The sequence below is a fragment of the Streptomyces sp. NPDC051020 genome, from assembly GCF_040683105.1.
In the GTDB taxonomy this organism is placed as follows: domain Bacteria; phylum Actinomycetota; class Actinomycetes; order Streptomycetales; family Streptomycetaceae; genus Streptomyces.
In genome coordinates this window covers 104,508-120,930 of sequence record NZ_JBFBCG010000011.1, presented here as the reverse complement: position 1 = coordinate 120,930, position 16,423 = coordinate 104,508, and the positions used below count along the sequence as shown (strand labels likewise).

The following is a 16,423-nucleotide window of genomic DNA, read 5'->3' as shown; positions in this document are numbered from 1 at the left end:
CTGACGGACGGCGCGATACGAGGGAGTACGGAAGGTGCGGCGTGGACATCGAGTGGCAGCAGGTCCGGTCGGGTGAGGTCCTCGACGGGCGATACGAGCTGAGGAAGTCCGTCGGCAAGGGCGGCATGGCAGCGGTATGGCGCGCCGTCGATCTTGGGACCGGGCGGTCAGTGGCGGTGAAGTTCCTCCGCCCGGACACCGAGGACTTCCAGCAGTTCGACACCCGCGAACGTCTTGCCGAACTGAAGTCCCTGCGTGGCAGGTTCCGGCGAGAAGGGGCGCTCCTGGGTCGGCTGTCCCACCGCGGCATTCCCGAGCTGTTCGGCCAGGGCACCCACTACGGCATGCCCTACCTGGTGATGCGACTGGTCGAAGGCGTCACCCTGCATGGCTTCCTCGCCGAACGCGGGCCACTGATCCTGCCGGCGGCCGTCGCCGTCGCGGCCCAGGTCGCGGACGCGCTCGCCTGCGCGCACCAGTTGCCTGTGGTGCACCGCGACCTCAAGCCGCAGAACATCATGCTGTCCCGGGAAGGTATCGCCGTCCTGATCGACTTCGGCATCGCCAAGCCCCTCGATGCTGGGGCCACCCAGTACACCAGGCATGGTTCCACCCTGGGAAGCCGTGGCTACCAGGCGCCCGAACAGATCCTGGAGAAAGAGCCCACCACCTGCACCGATGTGTACGCGTTGGGATGCGTCTGCTACAAGCTCTGCACCGGGCGAGCCCCGTTCGTCGCCGATAGCACGCAGCTCCTCAACCACCAGCATCTGCACGACGAGCCGCTGCCGCCGGGCCTGCACGCCGCCGCGATCCCCGATGAACTGGATGCCTTGGTCCTGCGCATGCTCGCAAAGGATCCGCAGGACCGCCCCACCGTCGCAGAGGTGCGCTCCACACTGCAGTCATGGGTGCCACGGCCCGACGATCCCGGGCCCAGGCCCCGGCTGGACCCCGATCCGACCCGGCCGTTCCGGACAGCCGTTCAGGAGCAGCCCACGCGTGCGCCCGCACCCTCCCGCAGGGACGACGAGTGGCTCGATGTCCGGGACGTCGAGCGACTCTGCGAAGCGGCACGGCGAGAGCTCCACGACGGGGAGCCGGGTGCCGCTGTGGGGCGCCTGGCGGAACTGGCCCCGCGGGTACGCGTGGAGTGGGGTGCCAAGCGCCCCTTGGTCCGGGACGTGTGGCTGCTGGCCGCCGAAGGACTGCGCCTCCTCGGAGACTGCGGCGGCGCAGCCGGACTCTACGACGGGCTCGGACGCGAACTGGTCTGTGGAGACGCCCCCCGGGACCGTGCCGAGCGGGCGGTACTCGCCCTGCGCGCCGCCGAATGCCGCCTCGCGTTCGGTGAGATCTCCGCCGCCCTCGTCGTTCTCGACGAGACGAAGGCCCTCGCGGCCGCACTGCCCGCCCCACAGGCGGCGTGGGTCGAACAGATTCGCAGCGAGGTGGAGCTCGATGTGTCCGAGCGGTGCGCGGAGCCGGGGTCCGAACAGCCCGGATCTGCCGAGCGCGTCAGCGACCCGCCGGAAGACGTCCTGCGACCAGCCGGTCGCTGAGGTTGTTCACGAGCCCTGTGCCGATACCGTCCAGCCGGGAGATCAGCGAGTGGAACTCCTTCACGGTCCGGAACGCCTCGCTGTATTGCCGTTGGTCCTCCAGAGGTAGTTGCAGGACATGAAGCCTGCGTACGTCCACCCGGGAGGAGCTGGACGCGTGAGTGCCCGCCTGCCGGCCGTTCGACGGGGCACGCAGGCACCCGGCCAGGAAGTGGGCATCGAGCATGTCCGGGGCCACCCGCAGTGCGTGCAGCTGAGGACCCAGCGCGGTCGGCTGTCCCTGGTGCACCCAGGCACTGAAGGCGCGGGCCACTCCGGCGACGATCACATCACCCGGCTCGGCGACCACGACGGCGTCGGCCGAGGCCAGCCAGCCGCTCGACCCGGTATCCAAAAGCAGGTCCGGCACGGTGAGCAGCGGGACACCACCTGCTGCAGGAGGCTCCTTCTGCACCGCTCCGTCGGACGGCTGCTGACCACTCCTCAGTGTGAGCGCCCCAGCCCGCGCCAGATCTCCCACCGTGGTTGCGGCGTGCCGCTCGCCCCCGCCGGCCAGGTCGAGGCCGGCCAGTACCTTCCCGGTCTGCTGCAGACCAGTGAGCAACGCCGTGAATTCCTGCCAGGAATCGGCCAGTTCCGGCTGTGCCTCCTGATCGGTCGATGCCACGTATCGGCCGGGCGTGAGGTCGACCTCGTCGTCCAGCAGGTCGATCAGCGAGACCCGGGCGGCGCCCGGGGGCAATGCGACTGCGGGCAACTCCGGATCGATGGCGTCGAACACGGAGCGTACGAAATCGGCGAGCGCCTCCCAGTCGGGCGCTCCGGCCTCCCTGCCGCCTGACCTCCCGGCTCGTGCTGCATCAACCAGAGTGACGTCGCCCGTACCGTTCGCGGCGTGTCCGGCGCGCAGGACCCAGAGATGGAGCGACACACTGTGCGGCTGCGCACTGCCCGGGGGCAGCGCGATCACAGCTCGCAAGATTCCGCTGCGCAGCAGGGCGCCGCGGATCCGCCGGCCCGCCTTGCGCGAGGCCACGGCGGGAGGCATGAGCACCACGGCGGTTCCACCGGGTTCAAGGTGCGCCAAAGCATGCTGAACCCAGGCGAGTTCGGGTTCGGTGCGCGGCGGCAGGCCGTGTGTCCAGCGGGAGTCGGTGGCCAGCTCCTCGTAACCCCAGTCACGTTCATTGAAGGGGGGGTTGCACAGCACTACATCCGCCGTGACGCCGCTGAACGGGTCGGCCAGTAGTGAGTCGCCCGCTCGGATCTCGGCTGTGACGTCGCCCGGCCCCTGGCCCGAGGCAAGCCGGGCGGCGGCCAGGGCGGCGAGCGCGGGGTCCTGTTCGCAGCCCAGCAGCTCGACCGGGAGGGACCGGTGGGCCTCCGCCGCGGCGGCGAGCAGATGTCCGGTGCCACATGCCGGATCGAGAACCGTCACCCTGTTGGCGGAACGATTCGTCCCAACGCGCAGTGCGATCTCGGCCATCAGGGCCGCCAATGCGGGAGGGGTGGTGCTGATCTGGCGGACGTGTGCGTCGAGCCAGCGCTGGAGCAGGAAGTCGAAGGTTTCCTTCGCGCCCTCCCGGCGCCCCAGCCGGGCAGCTTCCCCGATCAGCTCCTGGGCATCCGGCGACAACGGCGGATCCATGGCCCGAGCACGTCCGCCGCGCATACGGCGTCCCGCCTCGGCGATCGCGAGACCGGCCTCGTCCCGGCTGCCGAGTGCCTCGAAGCGCGGCCACAGCAGCTCGCGGCCTCCGGCGTTCTTGAGCTTGCTGTTCGACCGGAGCCATTCCTCCACCTCGGCGAGCGAGAACTGCGGACTCGCGTCCGTACCGCCGATCCTGTCGGGGAAGGTGTCGTGGCGACGCCGCCAGTTGCTTACCGCCGCGCGTCCCACTCCCGCGATCCGAGCGATCTCCGCGAGGGTGACCGGTACGGCTTGGGCTGATGGCATCGAGATCTCCGCGGTCGGTGTTCGGGTCGGTGGGGCACCCCATATCACGTGGCAGGCTACTACGGACATTGACTTTGTTCACAGCGTGGCGATCGTGTGTGCGCCTGGCGTGAAGTGGATGAGGGGGAGTCGTGAATGTGATCGACTCGAGGCTGTACGAGGGCACGCAATCAGCGCAGCACCGTCCGGGCCGAGTCCGGTCAGGGCGTTTCGTGCGCGCGATGATCAGTGGAGGACGGGAAGTGGAGAAGGTCGGCCCGGGAGTGGTCCTGCGGGGGCGCCATCGGCTGGAGCACCTGCTGGGGCAAGGGTCCATGGGGCAGGTATGGCGCGGCCGGGATCTGCACCTGGACCGCCCCGTCGCGATCAAGACTGTGGCCGCGGATCTCCTTGCCCTTCCCGACAGCCGACGCAGGGCCCTCGCCCGTTTCGAGCGCGAGGCGAAGGCCGCGGCTCGGCTCGATCACCCCAACGTCACCGCCGTGTACGACGCCGCGGTCACGGACGACATCTGCTGCCTGGTGATGCAGCTCGTCGACGGCACCACCCTGGAGTATCTCTTCGACCAGCAGGACGACGAGCGGTTCGATGTGCCGGCAGCTGTGGCTGTCGCCGCCCAGCTGTGTGCCGGCCTCTCCGCGGCGCACGCCGCAGGTCTGGTCCACCGGGACCTGAAGCCGGAGAACGTCATGGTGCGGCGCGACGGGATCGTGAAGATCCTCGACTTCGGCCTCGTGAAGGTCCTGTCCGAGACCGATCCGAGTCTCACCATGACCGGGGAGAGCCTGGGGAACATCGTGTACGCGTCCCCCGAACTCCTGGCCGGGAACCAGCCGCTCGACGCACGCAGCGATCTGTACGCGGTCGGCTGCCTGCTGCACCACATGCTGGCCGGAAGCCCGCCCTTCGGCTCGGACAGACCGGCACTCCTCGCCACCCAGCACCTCACGGTGCCGCCTCCGCCGATCGCGGATGCCGGGGTGGACGTGGACGGGCCGCTCCAGGACCTGGTCTCGGCCCTGCTGGCCAAGCGACCCGAAGACCGCCCTGCTTCGGCGGTCGACGTGTATGCGGCGCTGTCGCCGTACCTTCCGCTCCCGGATCCGGCCCGGGCAACGCGTCGCACACCGCCGGAGGACCCGCGTCGCCCGTTCCTCGTCCCGCAGGGGCCGCAGCCGCTCTGACCGTCCGCCCGTCAGGCCGGGACAGCGGCCACCAGTGGCGCCAGGAACGGGCTGGGCGTGCCGTGCCAGAAGATGTCCAGGCTGTCGCGGGCTCGGGTCGTGGCGACGAACAGCAGCGAGCGGGCCTGCTGGACTTCGCGCCGGTAGCGCACCGGATCGGTGGTGCGCCTCCGGTTCACGTCGTCCCGGGGGATCAGGCCGTCGCTGACACCGGCCACGATCATGCGCTGGTACTCGAGGCCCTTGAAGCGGAACATGGTGCCGATGTGGACACCGCCGTCGCCGCGCGGGCCGTCCGGGCCGATCTCGACGGCGCGGATGCCGTGCTCCGCCAAGGTCGTCGCAGCCTCGGTCGCCATCTGGTTAGTGGGTACACATATCGCGATCTGCTCGTGGGGGATGTCCCCCCAATGCTGGATCAGCGTCGCGATCGCCTCACGCTCGGCGGACCAGTCCGTGCAGCCGTGCAGATCGGGTACTCCTCCACTGAGGACGGAGCGGTATCCGGCCAGGGTCTCCTCGCTGCCGTCGAGGTCGTCGTACTTCTCCTGGCTGAGCACATCGAGCGCCGAGCGGAGGATCTGGCGCGTCGTGCGGTAGCTCAGGCTCAACTTCGAGGCGCGGCCACGGATATTGATGCCGAGGCTGCCGAGCGTCACCTGGTTCTTGTAAATGCGCTGATGGGTGTCGCCGACCAGGAAGAGGTCGTTGCGGCTGTGCGCGGTCATCGCGCGCAGCATCTTCCAGTGCGCGGGCCGCAAATCCTGGGCCTCGTCCACGACGATGTGCTGGTAGCGGTATCGGAGCCAGCCGCCGGAGCCGGCCTGCAGGTGGATGTTGTCCAGCCCACCGGCCTCCTCGCGCTGTTGGTCCATCGCCAGAATGCGCTGCTCGCGCTGCATCTCCAGGCGCGCCGCCCGCTCGGACACCTGGTCCCAGGTCTGCCGGCCTAGGCGGTCGAGGCGCTGGGTGAAGCGCTCGGCGAGCTGCCAGATGTCGGCGCGCTCGGAGCGGGTGAGGGTGCGCCCGCGACCCGCCCTGCGGGCCCGGAAGTACTCCGTACGGGAGGTGACGGCCTGCCCCAGGATCACCTGCGACCACTCGTCCTGGAGGAACTCGGCGTCCCAGCCCGACTCGTCGAGTTCTTCGAGCAGCGACCGCCACTCGCGCACGGCCTGGTTGTCGTCGATGGTCTGCTTACGGCTGCCGGGCTCGGCTTCGCGCACGATCCGCAGGGCCAGCTGGTCGACATGGCTGATCTCCACGCGGGCGAGCAGTGTCTCGCCGCCCAGCGCGAGCAGCCGGGATCGGAGGTCGGCGGCGAGGTTCTTGTTGAAAGTGGTGAGCAGAATCGGCTTGTCGCGACCGGGCGGGAGCTGCTCGACCAGATGCTTCACCCGGTGCAGGGCCACGATGGTCTTACCGGTACCCGGGCCACCGCCGACGCGTGTGGGGCCGTTGTAGTCGCGGTTCACGAGCTTGGCCTGGGTGGGGTGCAGGAAGACCTTCCAGCGGCCGAAGTCCTCGCCCTCCAGGGCCTCGCGCAGGGCCTCGTCGGTCGTCGTGACGATGGTCGCCGGGCGTTCGACGGCGGCCTGGAAGTCATCGGTGTCGACGGCTTCGGGTGCGGCGACGGGCGCGGTGATCTGCTCGAGTACCTCGTCGAACGACTTCTTGTCGTAGAGCGCGAGCAGTACTTCACCGGTCAGCTGCGGTGCGTAGTCGACGAGCCCGAGCAGCTGGTCCTCGGTGGTCAGCGCGTGGATGACGGGGATCAGCGGCCCGGCGACGCCGAGGTCCGTGAGCTGCTGCTCGGTCCAGGCCGCGAACAGCAACGCGGGCGCGGGTCCCGCAGGCCGCTCGACCTGAGTCGGCTGTGCAGGCTCCACAGGCTCCACAGGCGGCGCAGGCTCGGGGGCGGGAGCCGCGGGCTGTGCCGGGGGAGCGGTGGCGGCGCGTGCCGCCAGCAGGCTCTCCTCCACGACCTGGAGGTCGACGTACTCGATACCGCCGGTGATGCGGTTGACCGAGTACGCGAGCCGGTCGAGATGCTCGTAGACGTCCTTGCGGTGCTTGACCGAGACGATCAGCCAGTCGTCGTCGGCGAGGCGCAGAAGCAATGCCCGGTACTCGTCGTTGACGCGCGCCGACCAGAGCTTGTCGTGGCCCTTGAGCTGCTTGAGCTGGATGCCTGTCGAGCCTGGGTTGTTCTTGAACTTGTGCTGGAAGTCATAGATCGCGCCCTTGACCGAACGGGGGAGCTTGAGGATCTCCCTGTCCGCCTTGTCGAGCAGGCGCAGGGTCACACTCTGGGTGGTCACGACTCGTCTTCCCCGTCCTTCTTGGTGCGGTGGTTCTCCTGGTCACGACGTATGCCGTCGGAGGAAGGTTGTACGCCGAGCCTCGCGGCGATCTCCTCGGCGGTCCATTCTGTGGCGGGACGTACCTCCCAGCCGGCGGCGGCGAAGGCCCGGTCGCGGTCCTCGGCCTCGGGGTTGCGCTCGTCCCCGAGGACGGGGTGCGGTGCGAGAACGACGCCGATGCGCGCGTCCACCCAGGCCAACTCGGCCATCCAGCCCCGGTCGTCCAGCTCGTGACCGTCCGCGGGTACGGGGACGCCCGACATCGCCGCGAGGCGCAGCGCGAGGTCCTCGAGCCCCGCTTCGTCCGGGTCGAGGTGTTCCAGGACCTGCTCCCAGCGCGGATCCCTGCCGGACGCGGCGGGCAGTGCTGCGTCGGCTTCGGCCACGACCACTGTCACGGCCCGCGCGTCGCCGGAAGCCGCCGCTGGGCCCGAGTCCACAGGCGCACGGCCTCCGTCGGCCTCGGCGGCCATCGCTTCGAGGGAGAGCATCGTGGTGAGCAGCCCCGCGCCGCCCGCGACACCCAGCATCTCGGGTGCGAACCCGTCCAGCTGCCCCGCCGTCAGCTGGACGCTGTCACCCCCGCCGTGCTCCAGGAACTGCAGCAGATTGCTCCAGTACAACCAGCCACGCCAGCGCCGCTTGTGCGCCTCCTCGTCTCCGAACACGCTGTCCGCGTCATCGATGACGGTCAGTGCCGTCCACGACGGCGGACGGTTCCGCCCGTCCACCGCGAACACCAGCCTGCATGCCGACGCATCCTCGGCCGCGTACACCTGAACCTTCCCACCGGGTCGTACGGTCGGCTCCGCGCCACTCAACGCCCGCATGATCTGTTCACCGACAGTGCCTACCGGACCGCCGCGCACCCCGGCCCCGAGCAGACCGGCGACCGCCGCCTCCGCCCGCCACAGCCACCGGTCGGCCGAGGGATCACGCAGATACGCCATGAGCAGATCCGCCGGGTTGACCCACACCGTCTCCGAGAGCTCGCCGGGCAGCCCCTTTCGCACGCCGGCGTAGTAGCCACGTGCCTTGGCCTCCCCGGGGTCCCCGTACGGCCGCCAGACCGGGGAAGCGGGTCCCGCGCCCGCGTACCCCGTGTCCTTGACCCGGCGCTGCCACTCCTTCACGTCCGCGTAGGTCAGCTGGAAGACCCGCAGACCGTCCGCCCGCAGCCGGGTCCGCTTCGCGGCGTCGTCCGCCATCCGGTTGTGCTTCTGCCCTGCGTGGAAGGCGTAGCCGTCCAGGTAGAGCGCCACCCGGCGCCCGGGGGCATCCAGCCGCTCGAACAGGACATCGGGGCGGGTGCCGTCGAGCACCCGCTGCTGGGAGACCCGCCAGCTGACCGTCTTGCCATCGGTACCGGTCAGCCGAAGGTCCAGCGCGTGCGTACCCGCAGGAGTGGTGTACGCGTCGCCGCTCGCCCGGCTGCCAGGTAGCGACGCCCACGCGCGCAACGTGTCTATGAAGACGACCTCGAGGTCGCTCTCCGCCTGCTGTTCCATCGGAATGTGCTGCGTCGTCGCGACCGGAGAAGTGCTCCATCGCTCACCGTCCGCACCCAGCAACTCGTCGAGCATCTGCCGGACTTCCTGGCGGCTCACCCTGTCGTAGTCGCCCGGCGGCACCCGTCGCAGCAGGCAGCGGTGGCAGCCGTCGAGACCCTTCTCGCGGCATCCACAATTCTCGATCACCTCGCGCGCCTTCAACAGCACCTCACGGAACCCCTCCGCGGATGCCAGCCGGTGCAGATAGCCCGTGCCGCCCGGAAGCCGGTCGTGGACGACGAGGAAGCGCCGCGGGTAGTCGGCCCCCAGCCCGTCCCCGCTGTCCGGCATCGAGGCCGCCGCGATATCGATGTGGTCCGGATCGCCCCCATAGCGGGCGGCGATGCCGGCGAACAGCGCGGCCGTGAACGAGGCCAGCCGCTCCTTCGCACGCGCCACGGAAACCGGCAGCAGGATGCGTACGGCCTCCGTGACCAGCTCATGGGCGAGCAGCAGCGGTACGTCCTCGCCCTTGCCCTGCTCCTCACCGGCGCCGCGCTGCCGACGGCGCGGACACCACAGCTGATGATGGGCACTGGCCCGGGTGGACCTGCTCAGCGACTCGCTCAGCGCATGCTGCGCCTGGTCGACGACCGGCCGCCCCTCGGACGTGGCGCCGCCGCAACTCGTGCACACGTAGAAGGGGTTGAGCCGGACGCCGTCCTCACCGGCCAGCGACACCGTGGAGCTGCCGTCCTGCCGGTCGAGGCCCAGATTCAGGGTCCGGACCACCGCGCGCCGGGTGAAGTCCGCGCCGAACACAGCCGTGTCGTGCCGCCATGATCCGGGGGCCAGATGCGCCGGGTCGATGTCCACGGTCTTCAGTACCGCATACCGCCTGCGGTCGCGCTCGTCCCGGTCGTCCCGCACCCGGGCGTCGTCGCGCTTGTCGCGCGCCATGACCCGCTTGGGCTCCAGCACGTAGCTCACGCACCCGGCATCCGCGATCTCCCGCGAGGCGCAGCGCGGACACGGCGACGTGTCCCTCTGGGCGTCCTCGGTCCGCACATAGCCGCAGGCCGGGCAGAGCCGCCACACCGACCAGGCGCGCCGCTCCGGGCTGCCGATGTCCAGGGCGCGCACCACGTGCTTGTAGCCGTTGACGTAGAAGCTGTTGCCCGGGGCGAGCTCGGTCAGGGCGAGCTTGCGGGAGCGCTCGTAATCACGGACCTCGCTGCGATAAGTGCTGGTCGGAGCGGCATCGGCATCCCCGTCGGCGGGGTCACCGGTCTCCTTCCAGTAGAGCGTGCCCTCCAGGGTCGTCACCGTGTCGGCGAGGCTGTAGTTCGGCAGCAGCCCCAGCTCCACCAGCACACCGTGCGCGCTCGTCTGGCTCAGATTGCGCAGCAGGTCGCCGGTCGAACGGCGCTCGGCCAGCAACTCCCGTCGCTCCGGCCCCTGTTCGCGGTCGTCCTCGAGAAGTCCGTCCACGGCCACGTCGATCGCCGCGATGCGCCGCCGCAGTTCCTCGCGCCGGCCGGTCCAGTCCTCCTCGGCCTCCTGCAGCGTACGGACGATGCCGCCGGTCGCGTACGCGCGCAGCTCGTCGGCCGCATGATCGGAGACCCCGGTGTCCTCGCCCTTGCCCACGGGGAACAGCGCCAGGAATTCCTCCACCCGGCGAGCCCCTTCGGTAAGGGCCGCGTCCTGGAGGTCCTGGCACCACCCCGTCGTCCCGAACAGGGCCGAGGCGAGCCGAGGCACCGGCTGCAACCGCTCGCCGTCCGCAGTCGCCAGCTCGCCGCGCGCCGCGAGGTCCAGCAGATGCGCCGTGTACTGGCGGCGAAGGATCTCCACCGCGGACAGGTAGCAACCGGGCGGCACGATGTCCCCGGCGATCATCTGCCGCGGATCGTCGAGGTAGTACAGATCACGGGCACGCCGCCCGCCGAAGGCCACCACCAGCGCGTTGCCGGTCTTGCGCCCGGCCCGCCCGGCCCGCTGCACGTAATTTGCCGGGCCGCCGGGCAGCGAACCGAGCAGGACGGCGGACAGGTCGCCGATGTCGATGCCGAGCTCCAGCGTCGGCGTGCAGGACAGCACATTCGGGTCGGTGTAGTGCGTGCCCTCGCGGAACGTCCGCTCCACGCGCTCGCGTTCGGGCCGGGTCAGCATGCCCGTGTGCTCCGCGGTCACTACCCGGTAGGTGCCGCCCGTCAGATACAGCCGCCGGTAGTAGTCGCCCTGATAGTCGCGCTCCAGCTTCCCGCCGAAGCCGCCCGAACCCGCCCCCGTCGAGGACATGCCGTACTGCGGCGGAGTCAGGTTGCCCTTGCAGCGGTAGCGCGGGCAGGGATGCCCGTACCAACGGGTGCGCCGCTCGGGCGGTACGACCTGTTGCCAGCCGCACGCGTCGCAGCTGACGAACGCCTTGTTGACCACCGAGTCGTCCAGCAGCCGCACCTCGATGTGCCCCGGCTGCAGCCCGTACACCCGCGTGGTGCGGTCGGCGGCCACCCGTACCGACAGCAGTCCCTCCTCCGCGAGCACCGGCAGCAGGCGGCGCAGGTACTCGCTCGCCCCGGCCGCGTCCAGCGACAGACAGCGCCGTGTCCAGTCCTGGTACCAGCCGCCCCGTCCGGTGACGGTGTCGAACTTGCTGCGTTCCTTCGTGCTGTCCAGCAGGAAGCGCGGCGGAGCGACATACCCCTCCGGGAACGCGGGCATGCCCTCCGCCCGCTGCCCGGAGATCAGGTACTGATTGACCCCAGCTTCCTTGATCCACGTATCGAGCCAGCGGTGCCGCACCCCGCCCCGCGTCCGTATCCGCTCCAACAGCCCCCGCACGAAGGCCAGGTACCGATCGGTGGTCGGCAGTCCTTGGCTCACCACCAGTTGCCCCGGCAGCGTCAGATGCAGATCGCGGGCCAGCGCCGCCACCCGCTCCGGGTTCACCACCGCGACCTCGGCGGCTGCCGTCCGCGTCAGCTCCATCGTCCGGCCCATCCGGGACCGCAGCCCGAACTCCATGACCGTCGCGAACGCCAGACGCTCCCCGATCAGCTTCCACGTCCGCGCGTCGCCCGTGCCCCGGCCCGACAACAGCCGGTCCACGCCGGCCTCGTCATGCAGATCCGGCGGCACGACAGCGGCCAGCGCCTGCGGGTCGTCGACCGAGTCCAGCACATTGCCGATCAGGTCGTTGAGCGCGAGCGGCGCCCCCGACTCGTCCAGATTGTGCGCGAGCAGCGACCGCAGCGAGAACTTGTACGACGCGTTGGCGACGTACCCTGCACGGTGCGCGGCGTCCTGCGTCGAGTCGTTGAAGAGCAGCGTCTTGCGCTCCTCCGGCAGCAGCGCGATCTCCCCGCCGGTGAACAGCTGCGTGACCGTCGCCGAGGCGAGCGCCGCCAGCGCCGTACCCAGGAACCTGATGCCGTTGTCGATACCGCACGCGGGGCAGCGGTCGTCCTTCGCCGCCCCGTCCGCCGTCTTCTTGTCCAGGACGGCAAGGGCGAACCAGGCGTCCTGAAGCTCCTCCGCATCGCCCGGCACCGGCATCCGGTACGTGCTCCCGGCGCCGTCGAGAACGACCACGGACAGCGGGTCCACACCACCCGACGCCGGTGCGGCACCCGTCAGCGCGTTGAGCGCCTCGGTCGCCTCGGCGGGTGTGGCCGCGATGAAATACCGGATGCGCCGCTTGTCGCGGCCGACACCGGCCCGCCAGATCTTGTCCGCAGCTATGACGAGCTGCTGGGGATCGGACTCCGGAGAGATCGCAGCCCACCCCGACCGTCCGCAGTGTCGGCAGTACACGGCGGGCAGCTGGGTCTGCGCGGGCCGGCGCACCGTGTCCGACCCGGGCAGAGCGGTGGCCCGACGCGAGTCCACGGAAGGCCAGTCCGCACTGTCCCGCCCCTCCGCCTCCTCCTGCGGCGCCGCGCCCAGCGCCGCCTTCCTGGCGGCCGTCCGTTCGTCCTCGTACCACCGGAACTCCGGCGCCGCACCGACCCCACGCAGCACCCGGCTCACCGGCCGCACCCACAGGTGTGCCTCGATGTGCAGCAGCGGCCGGGGCCGTCGTGCGTCCGACGCCGGATCCCGCGCCGCGGACAGCAGCGCCACGAACCGGGACAACGCCTCCAGCGCGAGCCGGGGATTCTCCCGGGCGGTCCGCGCCCACGAGTACCCGAAGCGGGCCATGCGGTCGCGCAGCCCCCACTCGTCCAGCGGCTCCCCGTTCAACAGGGCCAGCACCGCATGCGTGAAGTCGTGCTGCTTGAGCATCCGCCCCAGCTTGAAGGGATCCAGCGCCTGCCGGTTCAACAGCAGATACGCCAACCCGTCCAGATCGAGACGGTCCGGCTGTGACTCGATGCCCGGCCCGCCGGACGCCTCGATGACTTCCTTCGGAGTCGGCGGATCCGGCAACTCGTAATTCACCTCACCGATGAACTGGTCGGCGTCCTGCCGCTCCTCACCGATGATCGAATCTGCCCCGAACGGCACCCCGAAGACTTGCTCGGCCACCTCCAGAATCCCGCCGAGCCCACCGGTGCCCTCGCCCAGCGTCGCCGACGTCGCCACCGGGCAGATGTCACCGAGAGGCCGCCCCGCCCGCGAGGCACCGACCGTCGCCCCGAGCCTGCGCAGCAGCATCGCCACATCCGTGCCCTGCGCCCCGTCGTACGTATGGAACTCGTCGAGCACCACGTACGTGAGATCTGCGCCCTCCCACAACGGCCGGTCCTCGGCTCGCTGCAGCAGCAGATCCAGCATCTTGTAGTTGGTGATCAGCACATCCGGCGGCGTCCTGCGCATCTCCTCGCGCCGCGTCATCACCCGCCGGAAGTCCGTGTCCGGCCGGTCCCCGATATAGAGCCCCGCCGTGACCTGAGCCAGCTCCGGCTGCGCCAGATACTCCCCGATACGCCCGGCCTGGTCCGTTGCCAGCGCGTTCATCGGATACAGCAGCACGGCCTTCACGCCCTGCCGCCCCAGCGCCTTCTGACGGCGGCAGTGATCGAGCACGGGCACCAGGAACGACTCGGTCTTGCCCGAACCCGTCCCCGTCGTCACCAGCGTCGGCTCGGCCGCCCCGCGCAGCGTGCTCAGCCGCTCCCACGCCTTCGCCTGATGCCGGTACGGCGGAAATCCGGGCTCCCACTCCAGTGACGACTGCCACCCGTCGTCCGCCGTGTGGAACGGCGTACGGATCCGGAGGAACGGCCCCCGGAAGATCCCCGCCTCCGGGTCCCCGAGAAACCGCTCCAGCGCCAGCCTGGTGTCTTCGTCGGCCAGCGCATACGTCGTCGTGAGGTACTGGGTCAGACTGCCACGCAACTGCGCGGCGGCCAGAGTGGGCTTCACGACGGCGCCTTTCGTGTACATGTCCCAGCAAGGACGGCGTCGGCAAAGCCGACGATCACGGACAACCGTATCTCCGGTCACTGACAGTCGGTCCAGTGGTTGGCCAGAAACCGCTTCATGCGCAGGCCGCGCCCTTCCCGAAACGGACCTTTGTCCCCGACCCTGTCACCCATTGCAACGGGGGAGGCAAGAAAATGGGGCTTGGCGCCGATTTCGAGCGCTCGGAAACTGCGGCGGAGTCCGTTCCGCCCCAGAGGCGGAGCTCGGACAAATCCCCGCCCATGCCGTTGCCGGAAACGCCCGGCCCGGCCGAGGCTGCGGACCTGGGGCAGGACCACTCCGACGTCACCCACTGGCTGTGCGCGGCCGCGTACTCCAGGGACGACCGTGTCGAAGTCGTCCAACGGCTGGTGAGGACGTACGCACGTGTGGTGCCCCGCCTCCTGTGGATCTACCTGACCAACCGGAAGCGCCTGGTGCGACAGGCACGAAGACAGGAAGTCCTTCTTCCGCTGCGCACCGCCGGCGAACAGTCGTGGGTGCCGTTGGGACACGACTACGTGCGCTGGGTCCGCCGACGTGTGGCCCCCGGGCATCCGGTCCCGCCACAGGGCTTCCACCTCACGCCCGTTCTGCAGACCGCTGCCGGAGCCGAACTGCTGACACACGTACGCCGAGCGCTCCTGCTCCTGGCCCTCGGCGGCACCGTGACCGTCGCAGCCAGAACGAACACCGGACCGCTCACCCTGCTGCTCATGCTGGTGGCCGGCACCTGGACAGCCTGTTACGCGGACCGACTTGTCGCTCATGTCAGAATCCGCGCCTCCCCGTGGAACAACCGCCCCGAGCGCGACCACCGTTGGTGGGTGGCCCCGCGCCGCCGCCGCAGGCTTCGAGCGACACCACAACAACGGGACGGCCTGGTGGTCCCGTACGCCCTCCGCACACCGGGCCGGGAAGAATCCGGACATCATTTCCTGGGGGCCGGCTCCGTCATCTTCGAGTCCGCCATCGGCGTGGATGTGGCGCCGGTGCTGCCGAAGGACTTCACCGACGCGGAGTCCGAGGAAGCCCGCCTCGTACGTCAGCTGTTCCGCAGCGTCGACGACCTGATCAACACCGCCGACGGCACCGCGGGCGGCGTCAAACCCTTCACCCCGGACGACCTGCACGGCTATGTGGGGGACCAACTCCGCAAGCCGTTCAAGCCGAATGGTGAGTTCCACCCCGAGAACCGCCTCGTCGTCTTCGACGTGGCGGCGGTGTCCGCCGAGCGCTGGCGCGACATCACCCACGCGCAATGGGAGTCGCTGCTGACGCTCGCCGTGGACGGCACCAGGGCGGCCGGTGCCAACAAGGAGACCAAGGAGGCCCGAAGGTTTCTGTGCACCCGCATCGTCTCCTGGGACGGGGAGCTCGTCGCCTCCCTCTACATCAACTTCGCATACGAGCATCACGACTTGCGGGTCACGGTCCGCCCCCATGTCACCAACCCGATCCACCCCACCCTGCGAGCGGCGATCCGCCTCGGGGAACGGAGCGGCTGGGCCGTCCACGGTCGGATGGCCGCCAACGCCGCACTCGACCTCATCGATCTGCTCGACCGGCTCCGCCGACCGTTCCGTTCGCGCCGTCCCGATGCGGACAAGGGCGAGGGACCGGTCAGCCTGCGGGAGGTCTATTCGTCCCGCGCCATGGACGACATGCTCCAGTACGACGACGCCCGCCGCTATGTCGACTGGATGAAACGACGAGTGTTCCAGTCGGTGCTTGCGTTTCTCACGGAACACAACGTCGACACCGGCGCGTACATGAAGCAGGTGACGTACGTCCTGGAGAACAGCGGGGTCATCAATACGGGCGTCATGGGCGACGTCCAGAACCAGCCCGGAGCCGAGCGCTCCACCATGACGAAGACCGATAACCGGTCAACATCCGCAGAGGGGAAGACATGATGTTCCGCAGGAACAATGGCACCGACGCAGACCACGGCCGAGGCCGTGACAACCAGGCACCGCACGGCAATTCGGGAGTCATCAACAACGGAGTCATGGGACAGGCCCAGAACCAGCCGGGCGCGATCGCCTCGTCCCAGACCCAGTTGGGCCTGGGCGGCGAGACGGCCGACACGGCCCAGTGGGCGCAGATCCTGACGGCTCTCGACGCCACGTTGGCCCGGGTCCGGGCAGACATCCCCGACTACGACGGGGTCCGCGCCCTGCTCACCACAATTCAGCAGCAGCGGCCCGACGAGCCCGACGGCCGAGTCGTCGCGCACTCGCTGCTCCGTCAGCTCGCGGACCGCTGCGGCGGCGCCCCAGGTGTCGCCACCCTGGTGGCGTCGGCCATGTCCCTTGTTGCGACGGCGGCCGGCTGAATCGCCGACGGCTCCCAGCCGTACGCAGTCACCGCCAGGCGCCGACCAGGTCGGCCCCGCGTGGGCCGGAGCCAGTACGGCGACGGCCCGGGCAGGCAGGGTTCCGTGTGCCTCTCC

At 69.9% G+C, this 16,423-nt stretch carries 7 protein-coding genes; 4 read left to right on the top strand and 3 right to left on the bottom strand.

The genetic code is table 11. The annotated features are described in order from the left end of the window. Nucleotides 1–41: 41 nt before the first annotated feature. Nucleotides 42–1,562, top strand: coding sequence for a serine/threonine-protein kinase (locus AB0N06_RS08985; protein WP_366134013.1), 1,521 nt, complete (start codon nucleotides 42–44; stop codon nucleotides 1,560–1,562). Here the strand turns inward: AB0N06_RS08985 and AB0N06_RS08980 are convergent. Next, nucleotides 1,519–3,519, bottom strand: a complete 2,001-nt coding sequence (locus AB0N06_RS08980; RefSeq protein ID WP_366134012.1) for an N-6 DNA methylase — start codon at nucleotides 3,517–3,519, stop codon at nucleotides 1,519–1,521. The genes AB0N06_RS08985 and AB0N06_RS08980 overlap by 44 nt on opposite strands. A 221-nt stretch (nucleotides 3,520–3,740) precedes the next feature. Between AB0N06_RS08980 and AB0N06_RS08975 the strand changes: the two genes are divergently transcribed. Continuing rightward, nucleotides 3,741–4,703 carry a serine/threonine-protein kinase gene (locus tag AB0N06_RS08975; protein ID WP_366134011.1) on the top strand — a complete coding sequence of 321 codons (963 nt, stop codon included), beginning with the start codon at nucleotides 3,741–3,743 and terminating at the stop codon, nucleotides 4,701–4,703. Nucleotides 4,704–4,714: 11 nt separating this feature from the next. Here the strand turns inward: AB0N06_RS08975 and AB0N06_RS08970 are convergent, their stop codons facing one another. Together AB0N06_RS08970 and AB0N06_RS08965 are read right to left on the bottom strand one after the other, a co-directional pair. Beyond that, complete coding sequence (locus AB0N06_RS08970) at nucleotides 4,715–7,024, bottom strand: UvrD-helicase domain-containing protein (protein ID WP_366134010.1); 2,310 nt, start codon at nucleotides 7,022–7,024, stop codon at nucleotides 4,715–4,717. Further along, nucleotides 7,021–13,929, bottom strand: coding sequence for a DEAD/DEAH box helicase (locus AB0N06_RS08965; protein ID WP_366134009.1), 6,909 nt, complete (start codon nucleotides 13,927–13,929; stop codon nucleotides 7,021–7,023). The genes AB0N06_RS08970 and AB0N06_RS08965 overlap by 4 nt, the downstream gene beginning before the upstream one ends. A gap of 281 nt (nucleotides 13,930–14,210) precedes the next feature. Here AB0N06_RS08965 and AB0N06_RS08960 point away from each other — a divergent pair, with 281 nt between their 5' ends. Together AB0N06_RS08960 and AB0N06_RS08955 are read left to right on the top strand one after the other, a co-directional pair. Then, the gene (locus tag AB0N06_RS08960; protein ID WP_366134008.1) at nucleotides 14,211–15,884 is read left to right on the top strand and encodes a hypothetical protein; all 1,674 of its coding nucleotides are present in this window, start codon (nucleotides 14,211–14,213) and stop codon (nucleotides 15,882–15,884) included. Next, entirely contained in the window at nucleotides 15,881–16,306 is a 426-nt protein-coding gene (locus AB0N06_RS08955) for a hypothetical protein (protein WP_366134007.1), read from the top strand. Before AB0N06_RS08960 ends, AB0N06_RS08955 begins: the two co-directional genes overlap by 4 nt. The last annotated feature ends 117 nt before the right edge of the window (nucleotides 16,307–16,423 follow it).